The sequence below is a fragment of the Curtobacterium sp. 179-B 9B NHS genome (assembly GCF_045370965.1).
GTDB lineage: Bacteria > Actinomycetota > Actinomycetes > Actinomycetales > Microbacteriaceae > Curtobacterium.
The window spans coordinates 1-22,639 of record NZ_JBIQDQ010000031.1 but is presented as its reverse complement, the minus strand read 5'-3'; the positions used below and the strand labels follow the sequence as shown (position 1 = coordinate 22,639).

General features: G+C 73.3%; 25 protein-coding genes. 15 read left to right on the top strand and 10 right to left on the bottom strand.

Annotated features, from left to right (window positions below; translation table 11 throughout):
* Window positions 1-20 precede the first annotated feature (20 nt).
* The gene (locus ACH0A8_RS15995) at window positions 21-1,424 is read right to left on the bottom strand and encodes a nucleobase:cation symporter-2 family protein (protein ID WP_400340137.1); all 1,404 of its coding nucleotides are present in this window, start codon (window positions 1,422-1,424) and stop codon (window positions 21-23) included.
* Between the two features lie 197 nt (window positions 1,425-1,621).
* The gene (locus tag ACH0A8_RS15990; RefSeq protein ID WP_406907545.1) at window positions 1,622-2,608 is read right to left on the bottom strand and encodes an aldo/keto reductase; all 987 of its coding nucleotides are present in this window, start codon (window positions 2,606-2,608) and stop codon (window positions 1,622-1,624) included.
* Window positions 2,609-2,703: 95 nt separating this feature from the next.
* Between ACH0A8_RS15990 and ACH0A8_RS15985 the strand changes: the two genes are divergently transcribed.
* The 8 genes from ACH0A8_RS15985 (at window position 2,704) to ACH0A8_RS15950 (ending at window position 10,307) form a co-directional block, all read left to right on the top strand.
* Window positions 2,704-2,937: a hypothetical protein gene (locus tag ACH0A8_RS15985; RefSeq protein ID WP_066657355.1), complete on the top strand. Its 234-nt coding sequence runs from the start codon at window positions 2,704-2,706 to the stop codon at window positions 2,935-2,937.
* A 119-nt stretch (window positions 2,938-3,056) separates the two neighbouring features.
* The gene (locus ACH0A8_RS15980; RefSeq protein ID WP_209684828.1) at window positions 3,057-3,605 is read left to right on the top strand and encodes a thioesterase family protein; all 549 of its coding nucleotides are present in this window, start codon (window positions 3,057-3,059) and stop codon (window positions 3,603-3,605) included.
* Window positions 3,606-3,647: 42 nt separating this feature from the next.
* Window positions 3,648-4,232 (top strand): YdeI family protein, encoded by a 585-nt coding sequence (locus ACH0A8_RS15975; protein ID WP_209684827.1) that lies wholly within the window; start codon window positions 3,648-3,650, stop codon window positions 4,230-4,232.
* A gap of 83 nt (window positions 4,233-4,315) precedes the next feature.
* The gene (locus tag ACH0A8_RS15970; RefSeq protein ID WP_251155606.1) at window positions 4,316-5,197 is read left to right on the top strand and encodes an aldo/keto reductase; all 882 of its coding nucleotides are present in this window, start codon (window positions 4,316-4,318) and stop codon (window positions 5,195-5,197) included.
* A gap of 155 nt (window positions 5,198-5,352) precedes the next feature.
* Window positions 5,353-5,934 carry a PadR family transcriptional regulator gene (locus ACH0A8_RS15965; protein ID WP_406907544.1) on the top strand — a complete coding sequence of 194 codons (582 nt, stop codon included), beginning with the start codon at window positions 5,353-5,355 and terminating at the stop codon, window positions 5,932-5,934.
* Window positions 5,931-6,665, top strand: coding sequence for an ABC transporter ATP-binding protein (locus tag ACH0A8_RS15960; protein WP_406907543.1), 735 nt, complete (start codon window positions 5,931-5,933; stop codon window positions 6,663-6,665). The genes ACH0A8_RS15965 and ACH0A8_RS15960 overlap by 4 nt, the downstream gene beginning before the upstream one ends.
* A complete protein-coding gene (locus tag ACH0A8_RS15955) occupies window positions 6,662-9,442 on the top strand; it encodes a hypothetical protein (RefSeq protein WP_406907542.1) in 2,781 nt (926 codons plus the stop codon). Before ACH0A8_RS15960 ends, ACH0A8_RS15955 begins: the two co-directional genes overlap by 4 nt.
* A 100-nt stretch (window positions 9,443-9,542) precedes the next feature.
* The gene (locus ACH0A8_RS15950; protein ID WP_406907541.1) at window positions 9,543-10,307 is read left to right on the top strand and encodes an SGNH/GDSL hydrolase family protein; all 765 of its coding nucleotides are present in this window, start codon (window positions 9,543-9,545) and stop codon (window positions 10,305-10,307) included.
* A 149-nt stretch (window positions 10,308-10,456) separates the two neighbouring features.
* Here ACH0A8_RS15950 and ACH0A8_RS15945 read toward each other — a convergent pair whose 3' ends face one another.
* The gene (locus ACH0A8_RS15945) at window positions 10,457-11,122 is read right to left on the bottom strand and encodes an SDR family oxidoreductase (protein WP_251161072.1); all 666 of its coding nucleotides are present in this window, start codon (window positions 11,120-11,122) and stop codon (window positions 10,457-10,459) included.
* 131 nt (window positions 11,123-11,253) lie between these two features.
* Between ACH0A8_RS15945 and ACH0A8_RS15940 the strand changes: the two genes are divergently transcribed.
* Window positions 11,254-12,405 carry a PQQ-dependent sugar dehydrogenase gene (locus ACH0A8_RS15940; protein ID WP_406907540.1) on the top strand — a complete coding sequence of 384 codons (1,152 nt, stop codon included), beginning with the start codon at window positions 11,254-11,256 and terminating at the stop codon, window positions 12,403-12,405.
* 38 nt (window positions 12,406-12,443) lie between these two features.
* On the opposite strand, the gene ACH0A8_RS15935 is transcribed toward ACH0A8_RS15940, so the two are convergent.
* Both ACH0A8_RS15935 and ACH0A8_RS15930 read right to left on the bottom strand, forming a co-directional pair.
* The gene (locus ACH0A8_RS15935; protein ID WP_406907539.1) at window positions 12,444-13,415 is read right to left on the bottom strand and encodes an NAD-dependent epimerase/dehydratase family protein; all 972 of its coding nucleotides are present in this window, start codon (window positions 13,413-13,415) and stop codon (window positions 12,444-12,446) included.
* A gap of 144 nt (window positions 13,416-13,559) precedes the next feature.
* Window positions 13,560-14,045 (bottom strand): DUF4126 family protein, encoded by a 486-nt coding sequence (locus ACH0A8_RS15930; protein ID WP_066657411.1) that lies wholly within the window; start codon window positions 14,043-14,045, stop codon window positions 13,560-13,562.
* A gap of 97 nt (window positions 14,046-14,142) precedes the next feature.
* Between ACH0A8_RS15930 and ACH0A8_RS15925 the strand changes: the two genes are divergently transcribed.
* The 3 genes from ACH0A8_RS15925 (at window position 14,143) to ACH0A8_RS15915 (ending at window position 18,064) form a co-directional block, all read left to right on the top strand.
* Entirely contained in the window at window positions 14,143-14,784 is a 642-nt protein-coding gene (locus ACH0A8_RS15925; protein ID WP_066657413.1) for an SDR family oxidoreductase, read from the top strand.
* A gap of 154 nt (window positions 14,785-14,938) precedes the next feature.
* A complete protein-coding gene (locus tag ACH0A8_RS15920) occupies window positions 14,939-16,183 on the top strand; it encodes a DUF2254 domain-containing protein (protein ID WP_406907538.1) in 1,245 nt (414 codons plus the stop codon).
* Window positions 16,184-16,216: 33 nt separating this feature from the next.
* Window positions 16,217-18,064 carry a BCCT family transporter gene (locus ACH0A8_RS15915; protein ID WP_251155614.1) on the top strand — a complete coding sequence of 616 codons (1,848 nt, stop codon included), beginning with the start codon at window positions 16,217-16,219 and terminating at the stop codon, window positions 18,062-18,064.
* 65 nt (window positions 18,065-18,129) lie between these two features.
* Here ACH0A8_RS15915 and ACH0A8_RS15910 read toward each other — a convergent pair whose 3' ends face one another.
* A complete protein-coding gene (locus ACH0A8_RS15910) occupies window positions 18,130-18,831 on the bottom strand; it encodes an SDR family oxidoreductase (RefSeq protein WP_406907537.1) in 702 nt (233 codons plus the stop codon).
* Window positions 18,832-18,900: 69 nt separating this feature from the next.
* Here ACH0A8_RS15910 and ACH0A8_RS15905 point away from each other — a divergent pair, with 69 nt between their 5' ends.
* Together ACH0A8_RS15905 and ACH0A8_RS15900 are read left to right on the top strand one after the other, a co-directional pair.
* Window positions 18,901-19,311, top strand: coding sequence for a MerR family transcriptional regulator (locus ACH0A8_RS15905; RefSeq protein ID WP_406907536.1), 411 nt, complete (start codon window positions 18,901-18,903; stop codon window positions 19,309-19,311).
* Window positions 19,312-19,352: 41 nt separating this feature from the next.
* Window positions 19,353-20,177 (top strand): DNA-formamidopyrimidine glycosylase family protein, encoded by an 825-nt coding sequence (locus ACH0A8_RS15900; protein WP_406907535.1) that lies wholly within the window; start codon window positions 19,353-19,355, stop codon window positions 20,175-20,177.
* On the opposite strand, the gene ACH0A8_RS15895 is transcribed toward ACH0A8_RS15900, so the two are convergent.
* Window positions 20,135-20,686 carry an AAA family ATPase gene (locus ACH0A8_RS15895; protein WP_406907534.1) on the bottom strand — a complete coding sequence of 184 codons (552 nt, stop codon included), beginning with the start codon at window positions 20,684-20,686 and terminating at the stop codon, window positions 20,135-20,137. The two genes, ACH0A8_RS15900 and ACH0A8_RS15895, sit on opposite strands and share 43 nt — an antisense overlap.
* Window positions 20,687-20,862: 176 nt before the next feature.
* Here ACH0A8_RS15895 and ACH0A8_RS15890 point away from each other — a divergent pair, with 176 nt between their 5' ends.
* The gene (locus ACH0A8_RS15890) at window positions 20,863-21,264 is read left to right on the top strand and encodes an arsenate reductase ArsC (protein ID WP_326495947.1); all 402 of its coding nucleotides are present in this window, start codon (window positions 20,863-20,865) and stop codon (window positions 21,262-21,264) included.
* 21 nt (window positions 21,265-21,285) lie between these two features.
* Here the strand turns inward: ACH0A8_RS15890 and ACH0A8_RS15885 are convergent, their stop codons facing one another.
* From ACH0A8_RS15885 to ACH0A8_RS15875, 3 genes are all read right to left on the bottom strand, one after another.
* Complete coding sequence (locus tag ACH0A8_RS15885) at window positions 21,286-21,672, bottom strand: DUF1304 domain-containing protein (protein WP_209684815.1); 387 nt, start codon at window positions 21,670-21,672, stop codon at window positions 21,286-21,288.
* A 22-nt stretch (window positions 21,673-21,694) separates the two neighbouring features.
* Window positions 21,695-21,952, bottom strand: coding sequence for a VanZ family protein (locus ACH0A8_RS15880; RefSeq protein WP_311205631.1), 258 nt, complete (start codon window positions 21,950-21,952; stop codon window positions 21,695-21,697).
* A gap of 15 nt (window positions 21,953-21,967) precedes the next feature.
* Window positions 21,968-22,639 (bottom strand): NUDIX hydrolase (locus tag ACH0A8_RS15875; RefSeq protein ID WP_406907533.1); only part of this gene is annotated, 672 nt, incomplete at its 5' end.

The window sequence follows — 22,639 nt, the reverse complement described above, 5'->3', positions numbered from 1 at the left end:
GGCCCGGCGCGCGCGCCGCGTCAGGACCGGCCGTCGCCGACCGTCGCGACCGGCGCCGTCGAGCGCACCGCGTCGTACGACCCCACGGCGGGGTCGGCGCCGTAGCGCTCCCGCAGTCCGCGCGACCCGAGCAGCAGGTTGAGCAGGATCGCGGCGATCGCTCCGGCCGAGATGCCCGAGTCGAACACGAGCGTGAACCACGTCGGGAACGCCCCGTAGATCTCCGGCGCGACGGTCGGCAGCAGCGCGATCGCGAGCGGCAGCGCCACGACGAGCACGTTCCGGTTGTCGAACCGCACCTTGGAGAGCGTCCGGATGCCGCTCGCCGCGACCATGCCGAACAGGGCGACCCCGGCACCGCCGAGCACCGCGTGCGGCACCGCCTCGACGACCGCTGCGACCTTCGGCACGAGCCCGAGCACGACGAGCATGCCGCCGGCGGCCGTCGCCACGTACCGCGAGCGCACCCCGGTCAGGGCCACCAGCCCGACGTTCTGCGCGAACGCCGTGTACGGGAACGTGTTGAAGACCCCGCCGAGCACGGTACCGAGGCCGTCGGCCCGCAGTCCGTCGGCCAGCGTGCGACGCGACACCGGACGGTCGACGACCTCGCCGACGGCCACCATGTCCCCCGTGGTCTCGGTCATGATGACGAGCCCGACGACGAGCATCGACACGATCGACGCGAGGTCGAACGTCGGCAGCCCGAAGTGGAACGGCGTGACGACGGCGAACCAGGCGGCGTCGCCGATCCCCGAACCGTCGACCATGCCGGGGACGAACAGCGCCGCGACGGTGCCGAGGACGAGCCCGAACAGCACCGAGACCCGGGCCAGCCCGCGCGGCGCGAAGCGCTCGACGAGCACGACGGCCAGCAGCACGCCGGCCGCGAAGGCCACGTCGAGCGGATCGGCAGCGCCGTCCTCCCCACCGTCGGTGATCCACCCGGCGGCGACGCTCGTGAGCGAGACGCCGATGATCAGGATCACGGTGCCGGTGACGATCGGCGGGAACAGCCGCACGAGCTGCGAGAACCACGGCGCCACGAGCACCATGAACACCCCGCAGGCGATCGTCGCCCCGTAGACCGCGGTGATGCCGTGCGCACTGCCGATCGCGATCATCGGACCGACGGCGGCGAAGGTCACGCCCTGCACGAGCGGCAGGCGGACCCCGAAGCGCCAGAAGCCGACGGACTGCACGATCGTCGCCAGCCCGGCGACGAACAGGTCGGCGCTGATCAGGAAGGCCAGGTCGGCCCGGTCGAACCCGAGCGCCCCACCGACGATGAGCGGGACGGCGACCGCCCCGGCGTACATCGCCAGGACGTGCTGCAGGCCCAGCGGCAGGAGCCGACCGAGCGGCGGGACCGTGTCCACCCCGTCCGGTCCGGTGGTCGTGCGTGGTGGTGTCGTGCTGGTCATGGTGCCCCCGTCGCGGTGCCGGTCACGTGTCACCTCGACGCTAGGGAGGCCCTGTTTCCGCCCCGTGACGAGCTCGGGTCGCGCGCGTCACGCACCGCGGCCCCGGAACGCGCGTTCCGGAGTGACCGCCGACACCGAGACGGACGGGAGGCGCGGTGTCGGCCGACACCGCGCCTCCCGTCCGTCTCCTGGTCGCGTCAGCGACCGATGGACGACATGTCGGGGTACCGGTCCCCGGTCGGTACGGGCAGCGCCGACAGGCGCGCGAGCTGGTCGGCGGAGAGCGTCACGTCGGCGGCGCCCACGTTCTCCTCGAGCCGTGAGACCCGCTTGGTGCCGGGGATCGGCACGACGTCGTCGCCCTGCGCGAGCAGCCAGGCGAGCGCCACCTGACCGGGCTTCGCGCCGACCTCGTCGGCGATCGCCGTGACGGCGTCGATGATCCGCATGTTCTCGGCGAACGCCTGCTCTGCGAAGCGGGGGTTCTGGCGGCGGAAGTCGTCCTCGTCCAGGTCGGACGGCTTCGTGATCGCGCCGGTCAGGAAGCCGCGGCCGAGGGGCGAGTACGGCACCAGGCCGATGCCGAGCTCGCGGAGGGTGTCGAGCACGTCGCCCTCCGGGTCGCGCGTCCACAGCGAGTACTCGCTCTGGAGCGCGGTGATCGGGTGCACGGCGTGCGCCCTGCGGATCGTGGCGGCGCTCGCCTCGGAGAGCCCGATGTGGCGGATCTTGCCCTCCTGCACGAAGCCGGCGAGCTGTCCGACCACGTCCTCGATCGGGACGGCCGGGTCGACGCGGTGCTGGTAGTAGAGGTCGATGTGGTCGGTGCCGAGGCGGCGGAGCGAGCCCTCGAGCGCCTCGCGGACGGACTCGGGTGCGCTGGAGATGCCGCGCTGCTGCGTGGGGGTCTGCTCGCCGGCCTCGTGCCGGTAGAGGCCGAACTTGGTGGCGATCACGACCTGGTCGCGGCGGTCGCCGAGGGCACGACGGAGGAGCTCCTCGTTCGTGTACGGGCCGTAGGCCTCGGCGGTGTCGAAGAGCGTGACGCCGAGGTCGATCGCGCGGTGGATCGTGCGGATCGACTCGTCGTCGTCGGTGCCGGCGCCCGTGTAGAAGGCGCTCATGCCCATGGTGCCGAGGCCGACGGAGCCGACCTCGAGGTCTGCGAGCTTGCGTGTCTGCATGGGTGCAGGTCTACTCCTGCCGGCACCTCGTCAGGGAGGTACCGGCACGGCTACGCTGAGGGCACGGACAGTGTCCGCGACGGAAGGGGAACGTCATGACCGTGGTCTGGATCGTCATCGGCCTCGTGGTGGTCGTCGCCGCCCTGCTCGTCGTGCTCGAGGTGCAGAACGCCCGGCGTCGGAAGGCCCTGGCGCACCTGGAGCCCGTCGACCCGCGCGTCGGGGAGCGCGCGATGTCCGAGGCATCGGGGGAGCACGCGATCATCGAAGGCGTGGCGAAGTCGGCGCACCCGGGGATCAGCGGCGCCGGGGGCGGCCCGCTCGGCTGAACCGCCCCGACCAGGCGGTTGCAGGTTCCGCTGCACGGTGTTGCACTCGACACCGGACGCGCTCGTGCGGTTCCTCCAACGGGATCGGACGCACAGCCCGGCACTGGTGTGATCGACCCGTGAACCTGTACCTCCGGCTCTTCCTCCTCGGTCTGCGCCTCCGGCTGACCGCCCTGCGACCGGGGCGGCGCCCCTCGCTGTGGGACGAGGCCCGCACGCCCTTCCGCGTGCTGCCGACGGACCTGGACACCTTGCGGCACGTGAACAACGGCCGGTACCTGACGCTGATGGACCTCGGCCGCTACGACCTGCTGTACGGGTCCGGCTTCTGGCAGGAGTCCGCCCGCCGCGGCTGGTACGCCGTCGTCGCTGCGCAGACGATCACGTACAAGCGCTCCCTGACGCTCGGGGAACGCTTCACCCTGCACACCCGGGTGCTCGGCGTCGACGAGCGCGCCGTGTACATGGAGCAGACCTTCGTCCGGCAGGGCGCGGTCGTCGCTCGGGCGGTCGTCCAGGCACGGTTCCTGCGGCGCGAGGGCGGCCAGGTGACGCCCGACGACGTGGTGGCCGCGGCGGGCGGCGCGGCGCGGGACCTCACGCTGCCCGGCTGGGTGCACGAGTGGGCCGACGCCGTGCGGATCAGCAGCGGCGGCGGCGTTCGCTGACCGGTCCGCCCGCGGCCGCGGTGCCCGTCCTACGATGACGGCGTGGACGACGACGACCTGGTGCTCCCCGACGCAGCCGCCTGGCGTGCCTGGCTCGACGAGCACGAGGACGATCCCGACGGCGTCTGGCTGGTGCTCGCCAAGAAGGGCACGACGGAGCCGACGTCGCTGACGTACGACCAGGCGCTCGACGAGGCCCTGTGCTCGGGGTGGATCGACGGGCAGAAGCGCGGCCGGGACACGGCGACCTTCCGGCAGCGCTTCACCCCGCGCCGCCGGGCGTCGCTCTGGTCCCAGCGCAACATCGGGCTCGTCGCGGCACTCGAGGACGCCGGCCGCATGCGCCCACGCGGTCGCGCCGAGGTCGACCGCGCGAAGGGCGACGGACGGTGGGACCGCGCCTACGCCGGAGCGGCGACCGCCACCGTGCCCGACGACCTGCGGGCCGCGCTCGACGCCGCACCCGCTGCGGCCGCGCTGTTCGCCGAGCTCGACGCGACGAACCGGTACGCCGTGCTGCACCGGGTCGTCACGGCACCGAGCGTCTCCGCACGAGCGAACCGGATCGCGAAGCTCGTCGCCGGGCTCGCGACCGGCGAGACGCCGCACCCACGCCCGGGTCGCTGACCAGGGCGCCCGCGCTGCCCGTCGCACGCGCCAGGGGGACACCGATCCAGCAACGGGTCACTCCACGGGCGTAGACCGGGGTCATGACCACTGGTACCGACACCACGAACCGTCCTGCCGCCGCCTCGGGCACGTTCCGCATCGGCGGTGACCTCGAGGTCCACCGCCTGGGCTACGGCACCATGCAGCTCACCGGCCCGGGCGTCTGGGGGCCGCCGAAGGACCACGACGAGGCCGTCCGTGTCCTCAAGCGCGCGGTCGACCTCGGCGTCGACTTCTTCGACACGGCCGACTCCTACGGCCCGTACGTCGCCGAGGAGCTGCTCCGTGAAGCCCTGCACCCCTACGGCGACGACATCGTCATCGCGACCAAGGCCGGCCTGACCCGCACCGGCCCGAACGAGTGGCCGCCGGTCGGCCGCCCGGAGTACCTCCGCCAGGAGGCCGAGATGAGCCTCCGCCGCCTCGGCCTCGAGCGCATCGACCTGTTCCAGCTGCACCGCATCGACCCGAAGGTCCCGCTCGAGGACCAGATCGGCGAGCTGAAGAAGCTGCAGGACGAGGGCAAGATCCGCCACATCGGCCTGTCCGAGGTCTCCGTCGACGACGTGAAGGCCGCGCAGGAGCACGCCGAGATCGTCACCGTCCAGAACCTCTACAACCTGCAGAAGCGCGACGCCGAGGAGCTCCTCGACTGGTCCGAGGAGCAGGGCATCGGCTTCATCCCGTGGTTCCCGCTCGCGACCGGTGGACTGACCGGCGAGGACTCGCCGCTCACCGAGATCGCGCAGCGCAAGGGCGCCACGCCGGCACAACTCGCGCTCGCGTGGCTGCTGAAGCGCTCGCCCGTGATGCTGCCGATCCCGGGCACCTCGAGCGTCGACCACCTCGAGGACAACATGCAGGGCGCGACGATCGAGCTCACGGACGAGGAGTTCGCGGAGCTGTCGAAGCTGGGGGAGTGACCCCACCAGGCACCGGACGGGAGGCCCGTGGCGACACCGCCACGGGCCTCCCGTCACGTCTCGTGACCACTTCGTGACCCTCCCGGGCTTGTCGGGGGCTACCCGGTATGTGCATACTCGGTATGTCCGAGACGGACCGAGACGGGGGAGTCACGATGAGCGTCAAGATGGGCGTACTCGCGCTGCTGGTGGGAGGACCCGGGTACGGGTACCAGCTCCGGGGGGAGTTCGAGCACCGCACCGGGGGGAGCTGGCCGCTCAACATCGGCCAGGTCTACACGACGCTCGACCGTCTCGAACGGGACGGACTCGTGGCCCGCGGCGACGCCGACGACGACGGACACGTCGTCTACACGGCGACCGACGCGGGCCGCGAGGAGGTCGCACGCTGGTTCAGCGAGCCGGTGCCCGCGAAGCGCGGTCGCGACGAGCTCGCGATCAAGTTCGCGCTCGCCGTCACGGTCCCCGGCATCGACGTCCCTCGACTGGTGCAGGTGCAGCGCGCCTCGGCGATGCATGCACTGCAGGACCTGACGCGGCTGAAGCGCTCCGCCGACCCGGCGGAGGACCTGGCGTGGTCCCTCGTCCTCGAGTCGATGGTCTTCCAGGCCGAGGCCGAGGTCCGGTGGCTCGACCACGTGGAGAGTTCCGTCGCGCGGTACATGCCGCCGGCGGCACATCTACCGAAGGCACCGGTCGAGTCCATCGCCGACACGGCACACGAGGGCGTCCGATGAGCGCCGCCGACACCGAGGCGCTCCTCACCCTCGATGCCGTCAGCGTCCAGTACGGCTCCGGTGAAAGGTCCGTAACCGCACTGGCGGGTGTCGACCTGACGATCCGACGAGGAGAGATGGTCGCCGTGATGGGGACCTCCGGGTCCGGCAAGTCGACCCTCCTCGCGTGTGCCGGAACGCTGCTGCCGCCCACCAGCGGCGAGGTGCGCATCGGCGGCGAGTGGGTCTCCGACCGCCCGGCGCGGGAGCTCGCGGCGCTGCGCCGACGCCTCGTGGGGTTCGTGTTCCAGGACTTCAACCTCATCCCGTCCCTCACGGCGGTCGAGAACGTCGCCCTCCCGCTCGAGCTCGACGGGTGGAAAGCGAGCAAGGCCCGCCGCGCGGCCGAACTCGCGCTCGAGAACGTCGAACTCGGTGACCGCGCCGACGCCTTCCCCGACGACCTGTCCGGCGGGCAGCAGCAACGCGTCGCCATCGCCCGTGGCGTCGTCGGTGACCGGCGACTGGTGCTGGCGGACGAGCCGACCGGTGCGCTCGACTCGCAGACCGGCGAGGTGGTGCTCCGGATGCTCCGCCGGCACGTCGACAACGGAGCGGGCGCCCTGCTCGTGACGCACGACGCACGGCACGCCGCCTGGGCGGACCGGGTCGTCTTCCTGCGCGACGGACGGGTCGTCGACGAGACGGTCTACGCCGGCGTCGAGTCGCTCGTCGGCCGAGCAGCCTCGTGAGGCTCTGGCCGGCGCTCCGACTCGGTCGCCGCCTGGCCTTCGCGAAGATCGGCCGCGCGGTGCTGATCGTGTCGCTCATCGGCATCCCCACCGCGGGGTTCGCGGCGGCGGCCGTGGTCATCCAGTCCACACTGCCCACCGTGCAGGAGCAACTCCGGTACGACCTCGGCCATGCAGCCGCCCAGATGCGCCTGTCCGGCCCGGACCTGCCCGGGATGCGGCAGGACCCCCTGCAGTGGCAGCTGACCGACTCCGCGCCGGACAGCCCGGTGACGAGGGCGGACGAGAACTCCCCCTGGGCCGACCTGCTCGACCACGTGCCGGCGGGAGCCGAGGCGATCCCGGTCCGGACCACGCAGGTCGTCGTCGCCGGCCCGGGGGTCCCCGTCGCCGTCTCCGCGGACGAGGGAGCGACGTGGTCGCCCGCCCTCGACGGACACTGGCACGTGCTGTCCGGCCGTGCACCGACCTCCCCCGACCAGGCGATGCTGACCCCCGCGACGCTCGAGCGCCTCCACCTGTCCGTCGGCGACACCCTGACGGTGACCGATCCGGTCCGCGAGCGGTTCACCGTCACGGGCACCATGCGCGACGCCGCCTCAGGCCCGGGTGCCCAGGGGGTGTTCCTGCCGCCCGGGTCCCTGCCGGCCGAGCTCCCGTACTCCGTGCAGCGGGGTGGGTCGGACACGACCGTGTACCTGCCCGAGGTCGCCCCGACGTGGTCGGAGATCCGCGCGCTCAACGCGCACGGGATCGTCGTCGAGTCCCGTCCGGTCGTGCTCGACCCGCCGGCGGACCGACTCGAGGGCGTCCCGACCGAGACGACCGTGAACGCGTACCTCGGTGCCCTGGCGCTGGTCGGGGTGTTCGCCGCCTTCGAGGTCGCACTGCTCGCCGGTGCCGCGTTCCTGGTCGGCACCCGGGCGGACACCCGCACGTACGCGATCGTCACGAGCCTCGGCGGTGAGCGCGGCTTCGTGCGGGCGGTCGTCGCCGGCTCCGGGCTGGTGCTCGGTCTCGTCGGCGCCGTGCTCGGGACGGCCCTGGGCACCGGGATCGGTGTGCTGGCGTTCCACCTGCTCGACGACGGCAACGTCGGGACCTGGCCGGGGCTGCACGTGCCGGCACTCGCCCTCGTCACGATCGCGGCGGTCGCCGTCGTCGCCGGGCTCGTGGCGGCCCTGGTCGCGGCACGTGCAGCGACCAGGATCGACGTCCTCGCGGCCCTCCGCGGGTCCCTGCGCCCCGCTGCACCCCGTCCCCGGGCGGAACGGCGGCGGCGGACCTGGGTCCCCGTGCTGGTCGTCAGCGGGACGGCGATGACACTGGCGTGCGGCGTCGGCGTGCTCCTGCTCAACGACCGACCCGTGCAGCAGGACCGGTGGGCCGTGCTCGCCGGCGTCGGGGTCGCGCTCGGGCCGTGCCTGGTGCAGCTCGGTGTGGCCCTCGCGTCGCCGTGGATCCTGGCCGGCGTCGCACGGCTCTCGGCGCGCCTCGGTCTGTCCGCCCGGATCGCCGCGCGGGACGCTCGACGCAACCCGGTCCGCACGGTCCCGGTGCTCGCGAGCGTGATGAGCGTCGTGTTCGTCGCCTCGGTCGTGATCACGTGGAGCGCCTCGGAGCACGCCCGCTTCGTCCGGGGGTACGAGTACACGACCGCCGTCGGGGTCGCGACCGCGAACGTCTCGCTGACCGACCGCGACGGGTACAGCGACGGGTACGACGCCGCGGTCACCGACCGGGCCGCGCACGTGCTCTCCGGATCGTTGGACGGCGTCCGGCTGCACGTGCTCGCCGTGAACCGCGAGGACGCCGGCAAGGAGCCGACCACGATCACCACGCCGCACGACTTCGTGCAGCGGGACTGCCAGACGTACGACACGACCGGTTGCGCGGGCTTCCTGCAGAGCGTCGGGAGCGGCGAGCCGCACATCGCGGCGGGGACGGTCGACGACTACGCCCTGCTCACCGGGCACCGTCCGTCCGCCGAGGTCCGACGGGCGCTCGAGGACGGCGACGCCGTGTCGCTCTGGCCCGAGTACGTCCGCGACGGAGCGGTCCGCATCGACACCTTCCGGAACCGCACGATCGACGACACCGCGCAGCTCGAGGACACCCGCCCCGATGCCTCGACGACGATCCCGGCCGTCGTCGACGTGCAGACGCCACGGATCAAGGTCGGGGTCTTCATGACCCGGGACACGGCAGCGGCCCACGGGGTCCCGCTGGTCGACGGCCTGCTCGCCATGCACCTGCCGCAGGACCTGACCCCGTCGCAGTACGACGCGCTGTCGTCCGCGTGGCAGAGCGGTGGCGGCGCTGACCGGGAACGGTGGGGTGGTCCGGGCTTCGCCTACGAGCGCGGTCCGGTCGACGACCAGGCCGCCGTGCAGGCCCTCGTCCTCGCACTGGCCGCCGCCGTCACGATCGGCGCCACCGCCGTCGCGGTCGGGCTCGCCCGCTCCGACGGACGCCGGGACGACGAGGTGCTCGACGCGATCGGGGCGGAACCGGTGCTGCGGCGCCGGGTGTCGGCGTGGCAGGCGGCGATCCTCACCACGGTCGGCGCGGTCGTCGGCACGCTGCTGGGGTTGCTGCCGATCCGGGCGCTCACCCTGCGGTTCGACGGCGGCCCGACGGGGACCACGCACCTGCCGTTCGTGGCGGACTGGCCGGTGCTGGCGCTGCTCGCCCTCGGCCTCCCGCTCGTCGTGACGGCGGGCACCTGGGCGACCGCCGGACGCAGCTCCCGCCCGGTGGTGCGCCGTGCCCCGTGAGCCCGAACCTGAGAACGGCCGCGAGGACCCTCAGCGACGCTGCGCGTTCCCCAGGTCTGGGGCCTGGTCCCGGCGGGCGATCCGGAGGATACCTGTACCCGTGACCCGCACCACCCGTCTCGCCGTCGTCGCGAGCATCGTCTCCGCAGCCTGCCTCGTCGGGGCCAGCGTCTTCGTCGTCGCCGCCCCCCACACGGCGAGCGCCGAGGACCGCCCCGTCGCCGCAGCAGCCGACACCCGCGTCGAACGCGGCACCACGGACCTCGCTCGTCCGAGCACGCCGGACCAGGTGGTCTCCGGAGCGCTCAGCACCCCGGCGCTGCCGGACGCCGTGCCGTTCGCGTACGCCGGCGACTCGATCACCGCCCGACCCGACTCGTGGCTGCACCAGCTGGAGTCCGACGACCGGCTGCGCGCCGTCGGTGGCTACGCGCACAGCGGGTACCGTGCCGACCAGGTCCTCGCGGAGATCGGCCCGGTCCCGCAGGCGCGCGTGCTCGTGGTCGAGGTCGGCACGAACGACGTCAACCAGGCCGTCCCGCTCGACCGGACGATCGCCGGTGTGGACGCGATCGTCCGCAAGGTCGGTGCGGCGCGGGTCCTCGTCGTCGCCGGTCCGCCGTCCGACTGGACGTGGAGCCGGTGGGGTGCCGACCGTCGCTCGGGTCAGATCGTCCTGACCGATGCGCTGCACGCGGATGCCGACGCCCACGGGTGGGCGTTCGTCGACCCGTTCCGCTCGCTCCGGGCGGCCGACGGAGCCTACGTGGCGGGGACGACGCCGGACGGCATCCACCCGACGGCCGAGGCGAACCGTTCGGTCGCCGCGGCGATGGCCGACGCGATCGAGCGCACCGCGCGCTGACGCTGCCGGCTCGGGCGCAGCGACGCACCGTGCGGCGGACGGGAGGCCCGTGGCGATCCCGCCACGGGCCTCCCTCGCAGGCTCGGTCGGCGCGGCCCGCGTGACGCTGGCGCGTCACCGCTCAGCGGGCCGCGCCCGTCCGTCGTCGCTCACTCCGGCAGCGGCTCGGCGTAGGTCCGGAAGTCCCCGCGCTCGGTGTGGATGCTCCAGAGCCGCTCGGCGACCGCAGCCGACGAGTGGTCGTCCTGTCCGTCGTCGATGCCGAACGGGATGATCAGCTGACCGACGTGCACGTGCTCGTCGGCCACCGCGTCGTGGAGGAGCTGCGCGTAGGCGCTCTCGCCCGCGAACGCGACCGACGTGCCCGTCACCCGGGCGCCGGGTCGGACCGCGCTGCCGCCGTTGACGAAGAGGATCGTGCCCGTCCCGATCGCCCGCATGCCCGGGAGCACCTGGCGCACGGCGTTCACCGAGCCGTAGACCGAGAACTCCACCGGGCCGACCAGGTCCTCGGCGGTGGTCTCGAGCACCGGGCGCATGTACTCCTTCGCGGGCAGCGGGCTGTACTGCAGCACCTCGATCGGGCCGAGCTGTTCGGTGGCGGCCTCGAGCGCGGCGCGGAGCGAGTCCCCGTCGCGGACGTTCGCGGCGAAGCCCTGCGCGCGGTACCCCGACGACCGGAGCTCGGCGGCGAGCGCGTCGAGCCGGTCCTGGTTGCGGGAGATCAGGGCGACGTCGAAGCCCTCGCGGCCGAAGCGGTCCGCGACGGCGAGCCCGAGGCCGGCGCCGGCGCCGACGATGGCGATGGTGGTCATGCGGTGGTCCTTCCGTGGGTGTGGCGCCGACGGTAGGCCGCGGCGCGCAACGGTGAGGGGTTCCGCCGGGAACCCCCAGCCGTTTCCCGACGGGGCCGTGTGGACTCGGGGCACGACCCGGGAGGATCACCGTGGACACCACCCGCACACGCCGCAGCCGCCGCACCTGGTCCGCCCTCGGGCTGGCCGCCGTGGCAGCCCTCGGCCTGACCGCCTGTTCGGACGACCGCGCGCCGACCGGTCCGGGCGACCCCGCCGGGCAGGGCAGCACCGCGAGCCCGCCCGCCGACCTCGCTGCCGGCCAGCTGGCGCCGGACGGCCGGACCACGGACGTCGTCTCGGGCCTCGAGGCGCCGTGGTCGGTGGTCCCCGTCGGCGACGACGGCGACGCGTTCGTCAGCGAGCGGGACTCGGCGCGCGTGCTCGAACTCCGGGCGGACGGGTCGACGCGGGAGGTCGGGACCGTCGACGGGGTCCGGCACGGCGGCGAGGGCGGACTCCTCGGCCTCGCCCTGCACGACGGAGACCTGTTCGTCTACTCGACCGCCGACGACGGCAACCGGATCCAGCGGTACGACCTGACCGGGGACACCGGCTCGTACCGGCTCGGTGCGGCGACAAGGGTCATCGACGGGCTGCCCGCGAACACCTTCCACGACGGCGGGCGCATCGCGTTCGGCCCCGACGACATGCTCTACGCGAGCGTCGGCGACGCGGGGCAGCGGTCCGAGGCGCAGGACCGCGGCTCCCTGGCGGGCAAGATCCTGCGGCTGACCCCGGAAGGCCAGGTACCCGACGACAACCCGTTCGACGGTTCGCCGGTGTGGTCGCTCGGGCACCGGAACGTGCAGGGCATGGGTTGGGCCGAGGACGGCACGATGTTCGCCGCGGAGTTCGGGGAGGACCGCTGGGACGAGCTCAACGTCATCGAGCCAGGGGGGAACCACGGGTGGCCCGAGGTCGAGGGCGCCGGCGGCGAGGACCGCGGGTTCGTCGACCCGGTGCAGCAGTGGTCGACGGACGAGGCCTCGCCGAGCGGGCTGACCGTGATCGGCGACACCGTGTTCGTCGCGAACCTCAAGGGGGAGTCCGTCCGCGCCGTCCCGGTCTCCGACCCGTCGAGCTCGACGGTGTACTTCCAGGGCGAGCACGGGCGCATCCGCACGGTGCTGCCCGGCCCCGGCGACACCCTCTGGTTCGTGACGAACAACACCGACGGCCGCGGCGACCCACGCGACAGCGACGACCGGATCCTGTCCGTGCCGCTCACCGAGGCGGACTGAGGGCCGAGCGCCCGGGCTGACGTCGGCGCGCCGCGGGATCAGGGGCGGAACGACTCCGGCACGTCGAGGTCGCCGTGCTCCGCCTGCCACCGCAGCGCATCGCGCACCGTCGCCGACGCCGTGTACGCCGGTGCGTACCCGAGGACCCGCTGCGGCTTCTCGGTGCTGAACACCTGGCTGCGGGACAGGTGCTCCCAGCTCGCGTCGGCGTGCTCCGGAACCGTGGTCTGCCGGAACCGGTCCCAGTCGACGGACTCGAGCCGTGCCTCCCGGCCGGCCCACGACGCGACCAGGTGGGCGTACCCGCGCACCGTGAGCGCCGTCGGGGCGGTCGCGAAGAAGTCCTGCCCGGCGGCGGCGTCCCGCTGCTCGACCGCGAGCTGGAACAGCTGCGCGACGTCGTCGGCGTGCACGTGGGCCATCGACTCCGCGCCGAGGCCCGGGACCTCGACGACCTCGCCCGCGGCGAGCCGTTCGACCACCGTGGGGTCGAGGTTGCCGAGCGGACCGATCGGCATCCAGCCCGGACCGCTGATGTGCCCGGGGTGGATCGACGTCGTGACGACCCCGCCGTCGGCGGTCTCCTGCAGGAGCATCCGGGCGATGGCGTCCTTCTGCGTGCCGTACTCGCCGAAGGGCGGCGTGGCGGTCTCCTCGGTGATCGGCAGGACGTGCGAGACGCCGGCGCGCCAGATCGACCCGCAGTGGACCAGGTGGGTCCGGCTGCCGCGGAGCGCCCGGACGAGCTGCTCGGCCGACCCGAGCGTGAAGCAGACGAGGTCGACCACGGCGTCGGCGCCGAGAGCGGCGATCCGGTCGCCGAACGTGCCGTCCCGGTCCTCCTGCTCGCGGTCGGCGGTGATCCGCTCGACCTGCTCCCACTCGGGAGCCTCCGCGTACGGGCTGCTGGTGCCGCGCGTCACGACCCGGACGCGGTGCCCGGCGCGTACGAGGCGGGGGACCAGGAAGGTGCCGATGTGGCCGGTGGCTCCGATGACGACGATGTCCATGCGGGCCACGCTAGGCGCGCGTCCCCGTGTGCGGCAGGCCCTGCCGGTGCTCCCCGGCGGGCGGGACGGCGACGGACCGGACGCCGGACGGACGGGAGGCACGTGGCGGGTCCGCCAGGTGCCTCCCGTCCGGTGTCGGTCCGGTCAGGACCCGCTGACCACCTTGACGGAGCCGGCGATGACCGCCGCGTCCTCGGCGAGCGCGCCGACCGGGTCGGGCAGGCCGGAGCTGCTGAGGAGCTTGCGGGCGGCCCACCCGGCGAAGCTGCCGACGATCGCGCCGACGCCACCGAGGATCGCGCCCTCGAGTCGGAGGTCGCGCCGACCGGTCGTCCCGAGCGCCGCACCCGCGAACGCACCGGCACCGATGCGGCCGACCAGGCCGAGCGGCGAGATGCGGGCGGGGGCCTTCGGGGACTTGTCGCCGACGAGCTCGCCGATGGCGGACGCGACGAGCAGGCCGCGGCCGAGCGGCGAGCTGAAGGCCTTCCACTGCTGCCAGTCGCCCTTGACGGCCTTGTTGTCGTGGTTCAGCGCGAGGACGGCCAGCGGGGTGCTGCTCCGTCCACCGCTGAGGAACCCGAGTGCCAGGGTGCGGACCAGGGTGTGCTGCTCGTCGTGCTTGCTCATCGGTTCTCCCGTCGTGTCGCACCGGACGGTACTCGCCGGGCGCTGGGGGACGGACCCGCTCCCGCCCTTCCGAGCCGCACCGCGTACCGTCCGGGCCATGAGCAACGTCATCCTGTTCGGCGGCCACGGCAAGGTCGCACTCCTCGCCACCCGGATCCTCACCGAGCGCGGACACCGCGTGACCTCCGTGATCCGCGACCCCGACCAGCAGGACGAGGTGCGCGCCCACGGCGGCGAGCCCCGGGTCGCCGACGTGCAGGAGCAGTCGCTCACCGACTTCGCCGATCTGGTCCGCGGGCACGACGCCGTCGTCTGGTCGGCCGGTGCCGGCGGCGGTTCCGCGGACCGCACCTGGGCGATCGACCGCGACGCCGCCGTCCTGTCCGTGCAGGGCGCCGCGCAGGCCGGGGTCGACCGCTACGTGATGGTCTCGTGGTCCGGGTCGAAGCTCGACCACGGGATCCCCCAGGACCAGGACTTCTTCGCGTACGCGCAGTCCAAGATGATCGCGGACGCCGTGCTCCGGGACTCCGGGCTGCAGTGGACGGTCGTCGCGCCGAGCACCCTGACCGACGACGAGCCGACCGGCTCGGTCGACTGGGACGGCTCGGCGTCGCAGGTCCCGCGCGGTGACGTGGCCCACGTGGTCGCGGACGTGCTCGAGGACCCGTCGACGGCCGGTCGGACCATCCGCTTCAACGGCGGCGACACGGCGATCGCCGACTTCCTCCGGGGCTGACCGCGTGGCGGACGCCCCCCGGTCGCTCACGCTGGAGATCGGGGACCACGAGCTGGTCATCGGGCTCGTGCGGCGCGTCCACCTCCGACGGATCGGGGGCCCCGTCACCGAAACGTCGCGAGACTTCTGACCACCGGGACGAACGGACCAGTCCATGCACGCTCTCCTCGTCCGCATCCGGGAGTCCTTCTGGTTCCTGCCGGCCGTGCTCGGTGTGGTGGCGATCGTCGCCGCGCAGCTGCTCGTCACCCTCGACCGCGAGGTCCTCGACGGGCAGGTCCCCGCGGTGCCGTTCCTCGACGCGCTGAGCGCCGGGGGCGGTCGGTCGATCCTGACGACGATCGGCACGGCGATGCTCACGGTCGCCGGGACCTCGTTCTCGATCACGATCTCGGTCCTCGCCACCACGTCCTCGACCTACGGCCCGCGGCTCGTGCGGAACTTCACGGCCGACCGGGCGAACCAGCTCGTGCTCGCGGCGTTCACGTCGACGTTCCTCTACGCGATGGTCGTGCTGCGGACGGTGCACACCGACGTCGACGACGGCGACCCGTTCGTCCCCGTCGTCGCGATCCACGTCGCGGTCCTGCTCGCCGTGCTCGACGTGGGCGTGCTCGTCTTCTTCATCCACCACATCGCGTCGAGCACGCAGATCACGTCGCTGCAGCGGCAGGTGCAGACCGACCTGCGTGCAGCGGTCGACGAGGCCTACCGGGACGGCGACGACGATCGACGGACGATCGCCCCCGTCGTCGTGCCCGAGGACGGGTGGTCCGCGGTCCGGGCTGCGGCCGACGGCTACGTGCAGTCGGTGGAGTGGCGGGCCCTGACAGCCTGGGCGGGCCGCAACGACCGTCTCGTCGACGTCGTCGCGACCCCGGGCCGGTACGTGATCCAGGGCGACGTCGTCGTCCGCGTCCGCGCGGACGGGGGCAGCAGGCCGACGGTCGACGCCGCCACCGCTCGGACGCTGCGCGCCGCGGTGGTCCTCGGCACCGCCAGGACGCCCGTGCAGGACGTCGAGTTCGCCCTGCAGCAGCTGGTCGAGATCGCCGTCCGCGGGCTCGCTTCCGGCTCGAACGACCCGTACACCGCGGTCAGCGCCCTGGACATGGCGACGCCCGTCCTGGTGCCGCTCTGGCGGGACCGGGCGGCCGTCACGGCACTGCTCGGACCGGACGGAGCGCCGCGGGTCCTGCAGCACTGGCCGGCACCGGAGGACCTCGTGGCGGGCCTCTTCGCGACCGTCGGCCACTACGGCGCCGGGCAGCCGCTCGTCGAGCGTGCCGCCGACCGGCTGGCCGGTCGGCTCGAGCAGCAGGCGTCCCAGCGGCGGCGCGGACTCGTCGCGACGATGCGTGCGCGGACCGTCGACCCCGGCCAGGACAGCCCCGCCTGAACGGTTCCACAGCACATCAGGCACCATGGACGGATGGCCACCACCAGACCACCCGCAACCGCATCCGATCAACTCCGGCCCGGTGAGCCGGTCCGCACCACCCCCCAGCTCGCTCGTTGGGTCTTCTGGCCGGCCGCCGTGATCGTGCTCGGCTTCGTCGCCTGGACCCTCATCGCGCCGTCGTCCGCCGAGGCCGTGTTCACCGCACTGCAGAGCGGGATCGTCCGCAACTTCAGCTGGTACTACGTGCTCATCGCGGCGTTCTTCGTCGGGTTCTCCCTGTTCGTCGGCTTCTCGAGGTACGGCGACATCAAGCTCGGCAAGGACCAGGACGAACCCGAGTTCTCCACCGGCTCGTGGTTCGCCCTGCTCTTCGCTGCGGGCATGGGCATCGGCCTCGTCTTCTACGGTGTCTCCGAGCCGCTCAGTCACTTCGCCTCGCCCCGGCCCGGTGTCACGGGCACCGAGAACCAGCTCGCCCAGCAGGCGATGACCCAGACCTTCCTGCACTGGGGCCTGCACGCCTGGGCCATCTACGTCGTCCTCGGCCTCGCCCTGGCGTACGCGATCCACCGCAGGGGCCGCCCGGTCTCGATCCGCTGGGCCCTCGAACCACTGCTCGGCAACCGCGTGCGCGGCGGGTGGGGCAACCTCATCGACGTGATCGCCCTGATCGGCACGCTGTTCGGTGTCGCGACCTCGCTCGGCCTCGGTGTCATCCAGATCGGTGCCGGCCTCGAGAGCGCGGGCCTCGCCGAGAGCAGCACCGTCAGCCAGATCGCCATCATCGCGGTCATCACCGCTGTGACGATCGTCTCCCTGGTCACCGGTGTGACCAAGGGCATGAAGATCCTCTCGAACTTCAACCTCATCCTCGCGGCGGCACTGCTGCTCTTCATCCTGATCGTCGGCCCCACGCAGTTCCTGCTCCGCGACTTCGTCCAGTCGATCGGTGCCTACCTGCAGAACGTGGTGGGCCTGTCCTTCAACGTCACCGCGCAGCAGGGCGCCGCGGGCGAGGAGTGGCAGGGCGCCTGGACCACGTTCTACTGGGGCTGGTGGATGTCGTGGGCCCCCTTCGTGGGCATCTTCATCGCCCGGATCTCGCGCGGTCGCACCGTCCGTGAGTTCGTCTTCGGCGTGCTGCTCGTGCCGACCGCCCTCACCTTCCTCTGGTTCGCCGTCCTCGGCGGTGCCGCGATCCACCAGGAGACCGACGGTGCCGGCGGCCTCGTCGGCGCGGACGGCTCCGTCGACGTCGAGGGGTCGCTCTTCACGCTGCTCGCCGACCTGCCCGCGGGCGTCGTGCTGACGTTCGGCGCGATCCTGCTCATCGGTGTGTTCTTCGTGACGTCCTCGGACTCGGGGTCGCTCGTCATGGCGATGATCGCCTCGGGCGGTGACATCGAGCCGAAGAACTGGCTCCGCGTCTTCTTCGCGGTCGTCGCCGCCCTGCTCGCCGTCGCGCTGCTGCTGACCGGCGGGCTGAACGCGTTGAAGACCGCGGCGATCACCACGGCGCTCCCGTTCAGCGTCGTGCTGCTCATGGTCTGCTGGTCCACCGTGATCGCCTTCAACCGGGAACGCCGGGCGTACGACAAGGCGGAGCGCGAGGTCCTGCTCGAGCACGTCGGCGCGTACTACGGTCTCGAGGTCGACGCACCGGAGCAGCGGCAGTCCGGTCGCCCCTGGGACCTGGTGCGCCGGATCCGCGGCGGCCGTGGGCGTTCCGCGTCGGCCGTCGGCGAGGTCAGCACCTCGCCGGACGCCTTCCCGGTGCACACGCAGACCGTCTCGCCGGACCCCGGCATCGACGCGACCCTCGACCCAGCGCCGGCGGACACGTCCGCCGACCGCCCGGAGGAGCGCCCCGGCTCCTGACGCGACCCGCTGACGGACGGGAGGCGCGGTGCCGGCTGGCACCGCGCCTCCCGTCCGTCCTGCCGTCAGCCGAGCTGCGCCGCGAGCACGTCCGGCGTCTGCTGGAGCGACGCCTTGACCATCGCGCTCCAGTCGTCGACGACGACCTCCGCGAGCCCCTGCGCGATCCCGTCGAGCGACGCTCGTGCGACGTCGGCCGGGTCGGTCATGTGGCCGTCGTACCCGGCCATCATGTCGGTGTCGGCCGCGCCGAGGTGCAGCCCCTGGACCGTGATCCCGGCGTCGCGCAGCTCGAGCCGGACCGCGTTCGTCATGTTCCACTCCGCGGCCTTCGCCACCCCGTAGGCACCCGACCCCGGGTACGCGAACCAGGAGAGCGCGGAGAGCACGTTGACCACCGCGCCACCACCGTTGCGCTCGATGACGGGTGCGAAGGCCCGCAGCATCGACAGGGTGCCCCAGAGGTGGGTGTCGAGCAGCCGGTGCGCGTCGGCGAGGTCGTCGCGCAGGAGCGAGCCGGTCCCGGCGATCCCGGCGTTGTTGACGAGCAGCGTGACGTCCTGCGCGGCAGCAGCCGCAGCGGCGACCGACGCCTCGTCGGTGATGTCGAGCGACAGCACCTCGACGCCGTCGATGTCGACGAGCTCGGGGCGGCGAGCGGTCGCGTAGACCTTGGTCGCGCCGCGCTCGAGCAGCTGGGTGACGAAGCGGCGGCCGATGCCCCGGTTCGACCCGGTGACGAGTGCGACGGATCCGGTGATGTCCATGGTGTCCTCCTGCCGCACGGGTCCTTCCCGCTGCGGCTCGGCTACGGTAGGACCTCACATCGGTGTCAGGTGCAAGTGTGGATCGGGGACGACGTGCGGATCGGTGACCTCGCCGCGGCGACGGGTGCGAGCGTGCGCTCGCTGCGGTACTACGAGGAGCAGGGGTTGCTCAGCGCGGAGCGGACCGCGGGTGGCCAGCGGTCCTACGCGGCGGCGTCCGTCGAACGGGTGCAGCTCGTGCAGCAGCTCTTCGCCGCCGGACTCCCGAGCCGGACCATCGTGCAGCTGCTGCCGTGCGTCGACGCGGGGGTGGCGACGCCGGAGTCCTTCGCGCTGCTGGTCGCCGAGCGCGACCGGATCACCGCACAGCTCACGGAGCTCGAGGCCGCCCGCGACCGGCTCGACGAGGTCATCGCGATCACCGAGCACCCGACGCCCGAGCACTGCCCGGCACTGCGGGAGCACGCCGCCGCGGCCTGAGGAACGCCGACGCTGTCGGTGGCCCCGCCTAGCGTGAGGACATGCCCGAGGGTGACTCCGTCCACCGCCTGGCAGCTCGACTCCGTGCCGTCGACGGGGCCCTGGTCACCCGCGGCGAGCTCCGCGGCGGCGCCGACGCCGGCACCCCGCTCGGCGGCCGACGCATCGTCGCCCACGCCACGCACGGCAAGCACCTGCTGACCCGGTTCGACGACGGCAGCACGCTGCACACGCACATGCGGATGACCGGTTCGTGGACCACGACGGGTGCGGGGAAGCGTCTGCCGGTGCGCGCCGCGCAGGACGCCCGGGTGCGCATGGCCCTCGACGACGGACGGACGGTGTGGGGGATCGCGCTGCCCGTGGTCGAGCTGCTCCCCACCCGCGACGAGCACCTGGCGGTCGGGCACCTCGGCCCGGACCTGCTCCACGACGACTTCGACCGCGACGAGGCCGTCCGACGCTGCACGGCCGACCCGGAGCTGCCCGTGCGCACGGTCCTGCTCGACCAGCGGCGCGTGGCCGGGCTCGGCAACCTCTGGGCGAACGAGCTCGGCTTCGTCCGTGGGCTGCACCCGGACCGGCCGATCGGCACGGTCGACGTCGGGACCCTGCTCGACACCGCGCAGCGGATGCTCCGCCACTCGGCGACGACACCCGACGCGTACCAGGTGACGACGGGGGTGCTCCGTCGCGGGGAGCGCCACTGGGTCGTCGGGCGGGCCGGGCGACCGTGCCTGCGCTGCGGCACGCGGGTGCGCGCCCGCGACGACGTCGAGGTGGTCGGCTCCGCGCCCCGACGCGTCTGGTGGTGTCCCCGCTGTCAGCCCGCGGCGGTCGGGCTCGCCGGGACCGCCGTGGGCTGACCGTCCGCGATGGCGCGGGCGACCTGCTCGGGCGTGCGTCCGACGGTCGACACGACCTCGGCGACCTCGTGCAGCCAGCCGTCCGCCGCCTCGGCGTACGGAGCGAGGCGGCTCATCCGGAAGGTCGAGTAGCCGACGACGGCGTCGTCCTCGATCCGTCGGCGCAGGGTGTCCTGGTCGGCGTGCAGGACGACGTGCCGCACCGGGATCCCGTGCTGCGCGAACCCGTCGGCGATCTCCTGCCAGTAGGCCTCGACCAGCACGGTCTGCGGCATGACGAGGGTGCCGCCGACCTGGTCGAGCACCCGTCGCGCGGTCTCGACGACGAGGGGGCGCCACGGGGCCCAGTGCTGGAAGTCCCCGTGGTCGGGCAGCGCCGGTCGGACGTCCATCAGGACCTCGCCGATCTTCTCCGGGTCGAGCACGTGGGCGTCGGGCAGCATCGGCTGCAGCAGGCGGGCCGTCGTCGTCTTGCCGGCCCCGTGGGTGCCGTTGATCCACACGATCACCCCGCGGACGCTACCGCACCGACCCGCTCGGGTGGGTCACGATCTGGACGCGCCACGGGACGGACGGGAGGCACGGTGCGGGCCCGCCACGGGCCTCCCGTCCGCAGCCGGGCCCGTCCGTTCACCTCGGTGCGGCAGGATGACCGCACCCGTCCCCGACCGATACCGGAGTCACCGTGCCCGACCAGAAGCCCGCCGTCCTGTTCGTCTGCGTCCACAACGCCGGCCGCTCGCAGATGGCAGCCGGGTGGCTCCGGCACCTCGGCGGCGACCGTGTCGACGTCTTCTCCGCCGGGTCGGAGCCCGCCGACCGCATCAACGCCGTCGCGGTGCAGGCGATGGCCGAGGAGGGCATCGACATCGCGGGGGAGCAGCCCGCCGTCCTGACCACCGACGCGGTGCGCCAGGCGGACGTCGTCGTGACGATGGGCTGTGGGGACGCGTGCCCGGTCTTCCCGGGCAAGCGCTACGAGGACTGGGCGCTCACCGACCCGGCCGGCCTGCCGATCGACCAGGTGCGCCCGGTGCGCGACGAGGTCCGCCGCCGGGTCGAGGCCCTGCTCGCCGAGCTGCTCTAGACCAGCGCCGCGACCGCTCGCTCAGACCAGCGCGGCGATCCCGAGCAGGAGCAGCGCGAGGAGCGGCAGCGCGCCCTGCGTGGTGGCGGCACGGCGCTTCGTCGCGTCGCTCGTGAACAGCACCAGCGCGGCGGCCAGCATGCTCCCGGTGCCGGCGACGACGAGCGTCAGGCCGACGGCGGTGCCGCCCGACGCGACGACGACGATGCCGACCAGGACGAGCACGGCGAGGAACAGGTTGTAGAAGCCCTGGTTGAACGCGAGCGAGCGTGTGGCGGCGGCCTCCTGCTCGGAGGTGCCGAAGGTGTTCCGCGCACGCGGGGTGGTCCAGAGGACGGACTCGAGCACGAAGATCCAGACGTGCAGGAGCGCGGCGAGGGCGGCGAGCACCAGGGCGACGACGGTCATGCCCAGACCCTACGACGTCCGGTCAGCGACGTCGCGTGGCCCGGCGTCGCACGAGCCCGAGCGCCGCTGCCGCGAGCAGGCCGCCGATCACCGCGCCGATGCCGTTCGTGACCAGGTCGCTCGTGTCGCAGGCCCGGCCGATGCCGAGCACGAACGCCTGCACCGCCTCGATGCCGGCGGACAGGCCGATGCCGGCAGCCGCCGTCAGCAGCGGCCGGCCGGTGCGCAGCCCGGCCAGGAACACGACCGGGACGAGGACGCCGGAGGCGAGCCAGGGCACCTCGACGAGCAGGGGTCAGGTCCTTCGGTGCGCAGGGAGCGGGAGCTCGTGCGCCGCGTCCCACGGCTCCGTCCAGCCGAGCCGGTCGAAGAGCGCGTCGAGCAGCATCGCCGTGAACCCCCAGAGCGTGTGCACGCCCTGGTCCGACCGTACCGTGAAGGCCGGCCCCCGCCACTCCCGGCCGCCGCGACGGAGGACGGTCACGCCGCGGTTCGCCGGGTCGAGCAGGTCGGCCACGGGCGTCCGGAAGACGGCGGCGGACTCCCGCTCGTCGACGACCCGCACGGGAGTGGGTTCGCGCCACCACCCGAGCACGGGCCGCACCAGGTGGTTCGAGTGCGCGAGCGGTACGGCGGGCAGGGTGCCGAGGACCTCGACACCGGACGGGTCGAGCCCGGTCTCCTCGCGGGCCTCCCGCAGGGCCGCAGCGGGCGCGTCGACGTCGTCCGGGTCGATGCGCCCGCCGGGGAACGCGATCTCGCCCGGGTGCGAGCGGAGGGTCGAGGCGCGGGCGAGCAGCAGGACGTCGAGGTCACGGTGCACGGCGTCGGCGACGGCGGGGCGCGTGCTCGGGGTGCGGTCGAGCACTCCGAAGAGCATGAGCACGGCCGCCGCCCGGGGGTCCGGCGTGCTCGGCATCGCGGGCACGAGCGGGGCGGCTCCGGGGCCGGCGGCGGCGGCGAGCGC

Coding starts and splice junctions, on each gene's coding strand:
- ACH0A8_RS15885 (WP_209684815.1), bottom strand. CDS start 21,672: ATGACCGTCGTCGCCCTGGTGCTCGCCGCCCTCGCCGCGCTCCTGCAC.
- ACH0A8_RS15965 (WP_406907544.1), top strand. CDS start 5,353: ATGAGCGTCAAGATGGGCGTACTCGCGCTGCTGGTGGGAGGACCCGGG.
- ACH0A8_RS15985 (WP_066657355.1), top strand. CDS start 2,704: ATGACCGTGGTCTGGATCGTCATCGGCCTCGTGGTGGTCGTCGCCGCC.
- ACH0A8_RS15910 (WP_406907537.1), bottom strand. CDS start 18,831: ATGGACATCACCGGATCCGTCGCACTCGTCACCGGGTCGAACCGGGGC.
- ACH0A8_RS15990 (WP_406907545.1), bottom strand. CDS start 2,608: ATGCAGACACGCAAGCTCGCAGACCTCGAGGTCGGCTCCGTCGGCCTC.
- ACH0A8_RS15970 (WP_251155606.1), top strand. CDS start 4,316: ATGACCACTGGTACCGACACCACGAACCGTCCTGCCGCCGCCTCGGGC.
- ACH0A8_RS15900 (WP_406907535.1), top strand. CDS start 19,353: ATGCCCGAGGGTGACTCCGTCCACCGCCTGGCAGCTCGACTCCGTGCC.
- ACH0A8_RS15915 (WP_251155614.1), top strand. CDS start 16,217: ATGGCCACCACCAGACCACCCGCAACCGCATCCGATCAACTCCGGCCC.
- ACH0A8_RS15930 (WP_066657411.1), bottom strand. CDS start 14,045: ATGAGCAAGCACGACGAGCAGCACACCCTGGTCCGCACCCTGGCACTC.
- ACH0A8_RS15995 (WP_400340137.1), bottom strand. CDS start 1,424: ATGACCAGCACGACACCACCACGCACGACCACCGGACCGGACGGGGTG.
- ACH0A8_RS15920 (WP_406907538.1), top strand. CDS start 14,939: ATGCACGCTCTCCTCGTCCGCATCCGGGAGTCCTTCTGGTTCCTGCCG.
- ACH0A8_RS15925 (WP_066657413.1), top strand. CDS start 14,143: ATGAGCAACGTCATCCTGTTCGGCGGCCACGGCAAGGTCGCACTCCTC.
- ACH0A8_RS15960 (WP_406907543.1), top strand. CDS start 5,931: ATGAGCGCCGCCGACACCGAGGCGCTCCTCACCCTCGATGCCGTCAGC.
- ACH0A8_RS15935 (WP_406907539.1), bottom strand. CDS start 13,415: ATGGACATCGTCGTCATCGGAGCCACCGGCCACATCGGCACCTTCCTG.
- ACH0A8_RS15945 (WP_251161072.1), bottom strand. CDS start 11,122: ATGACCACCATCGCCATCGTCGGCGCCGGCGCCGGCCTCGGGCTCGCC.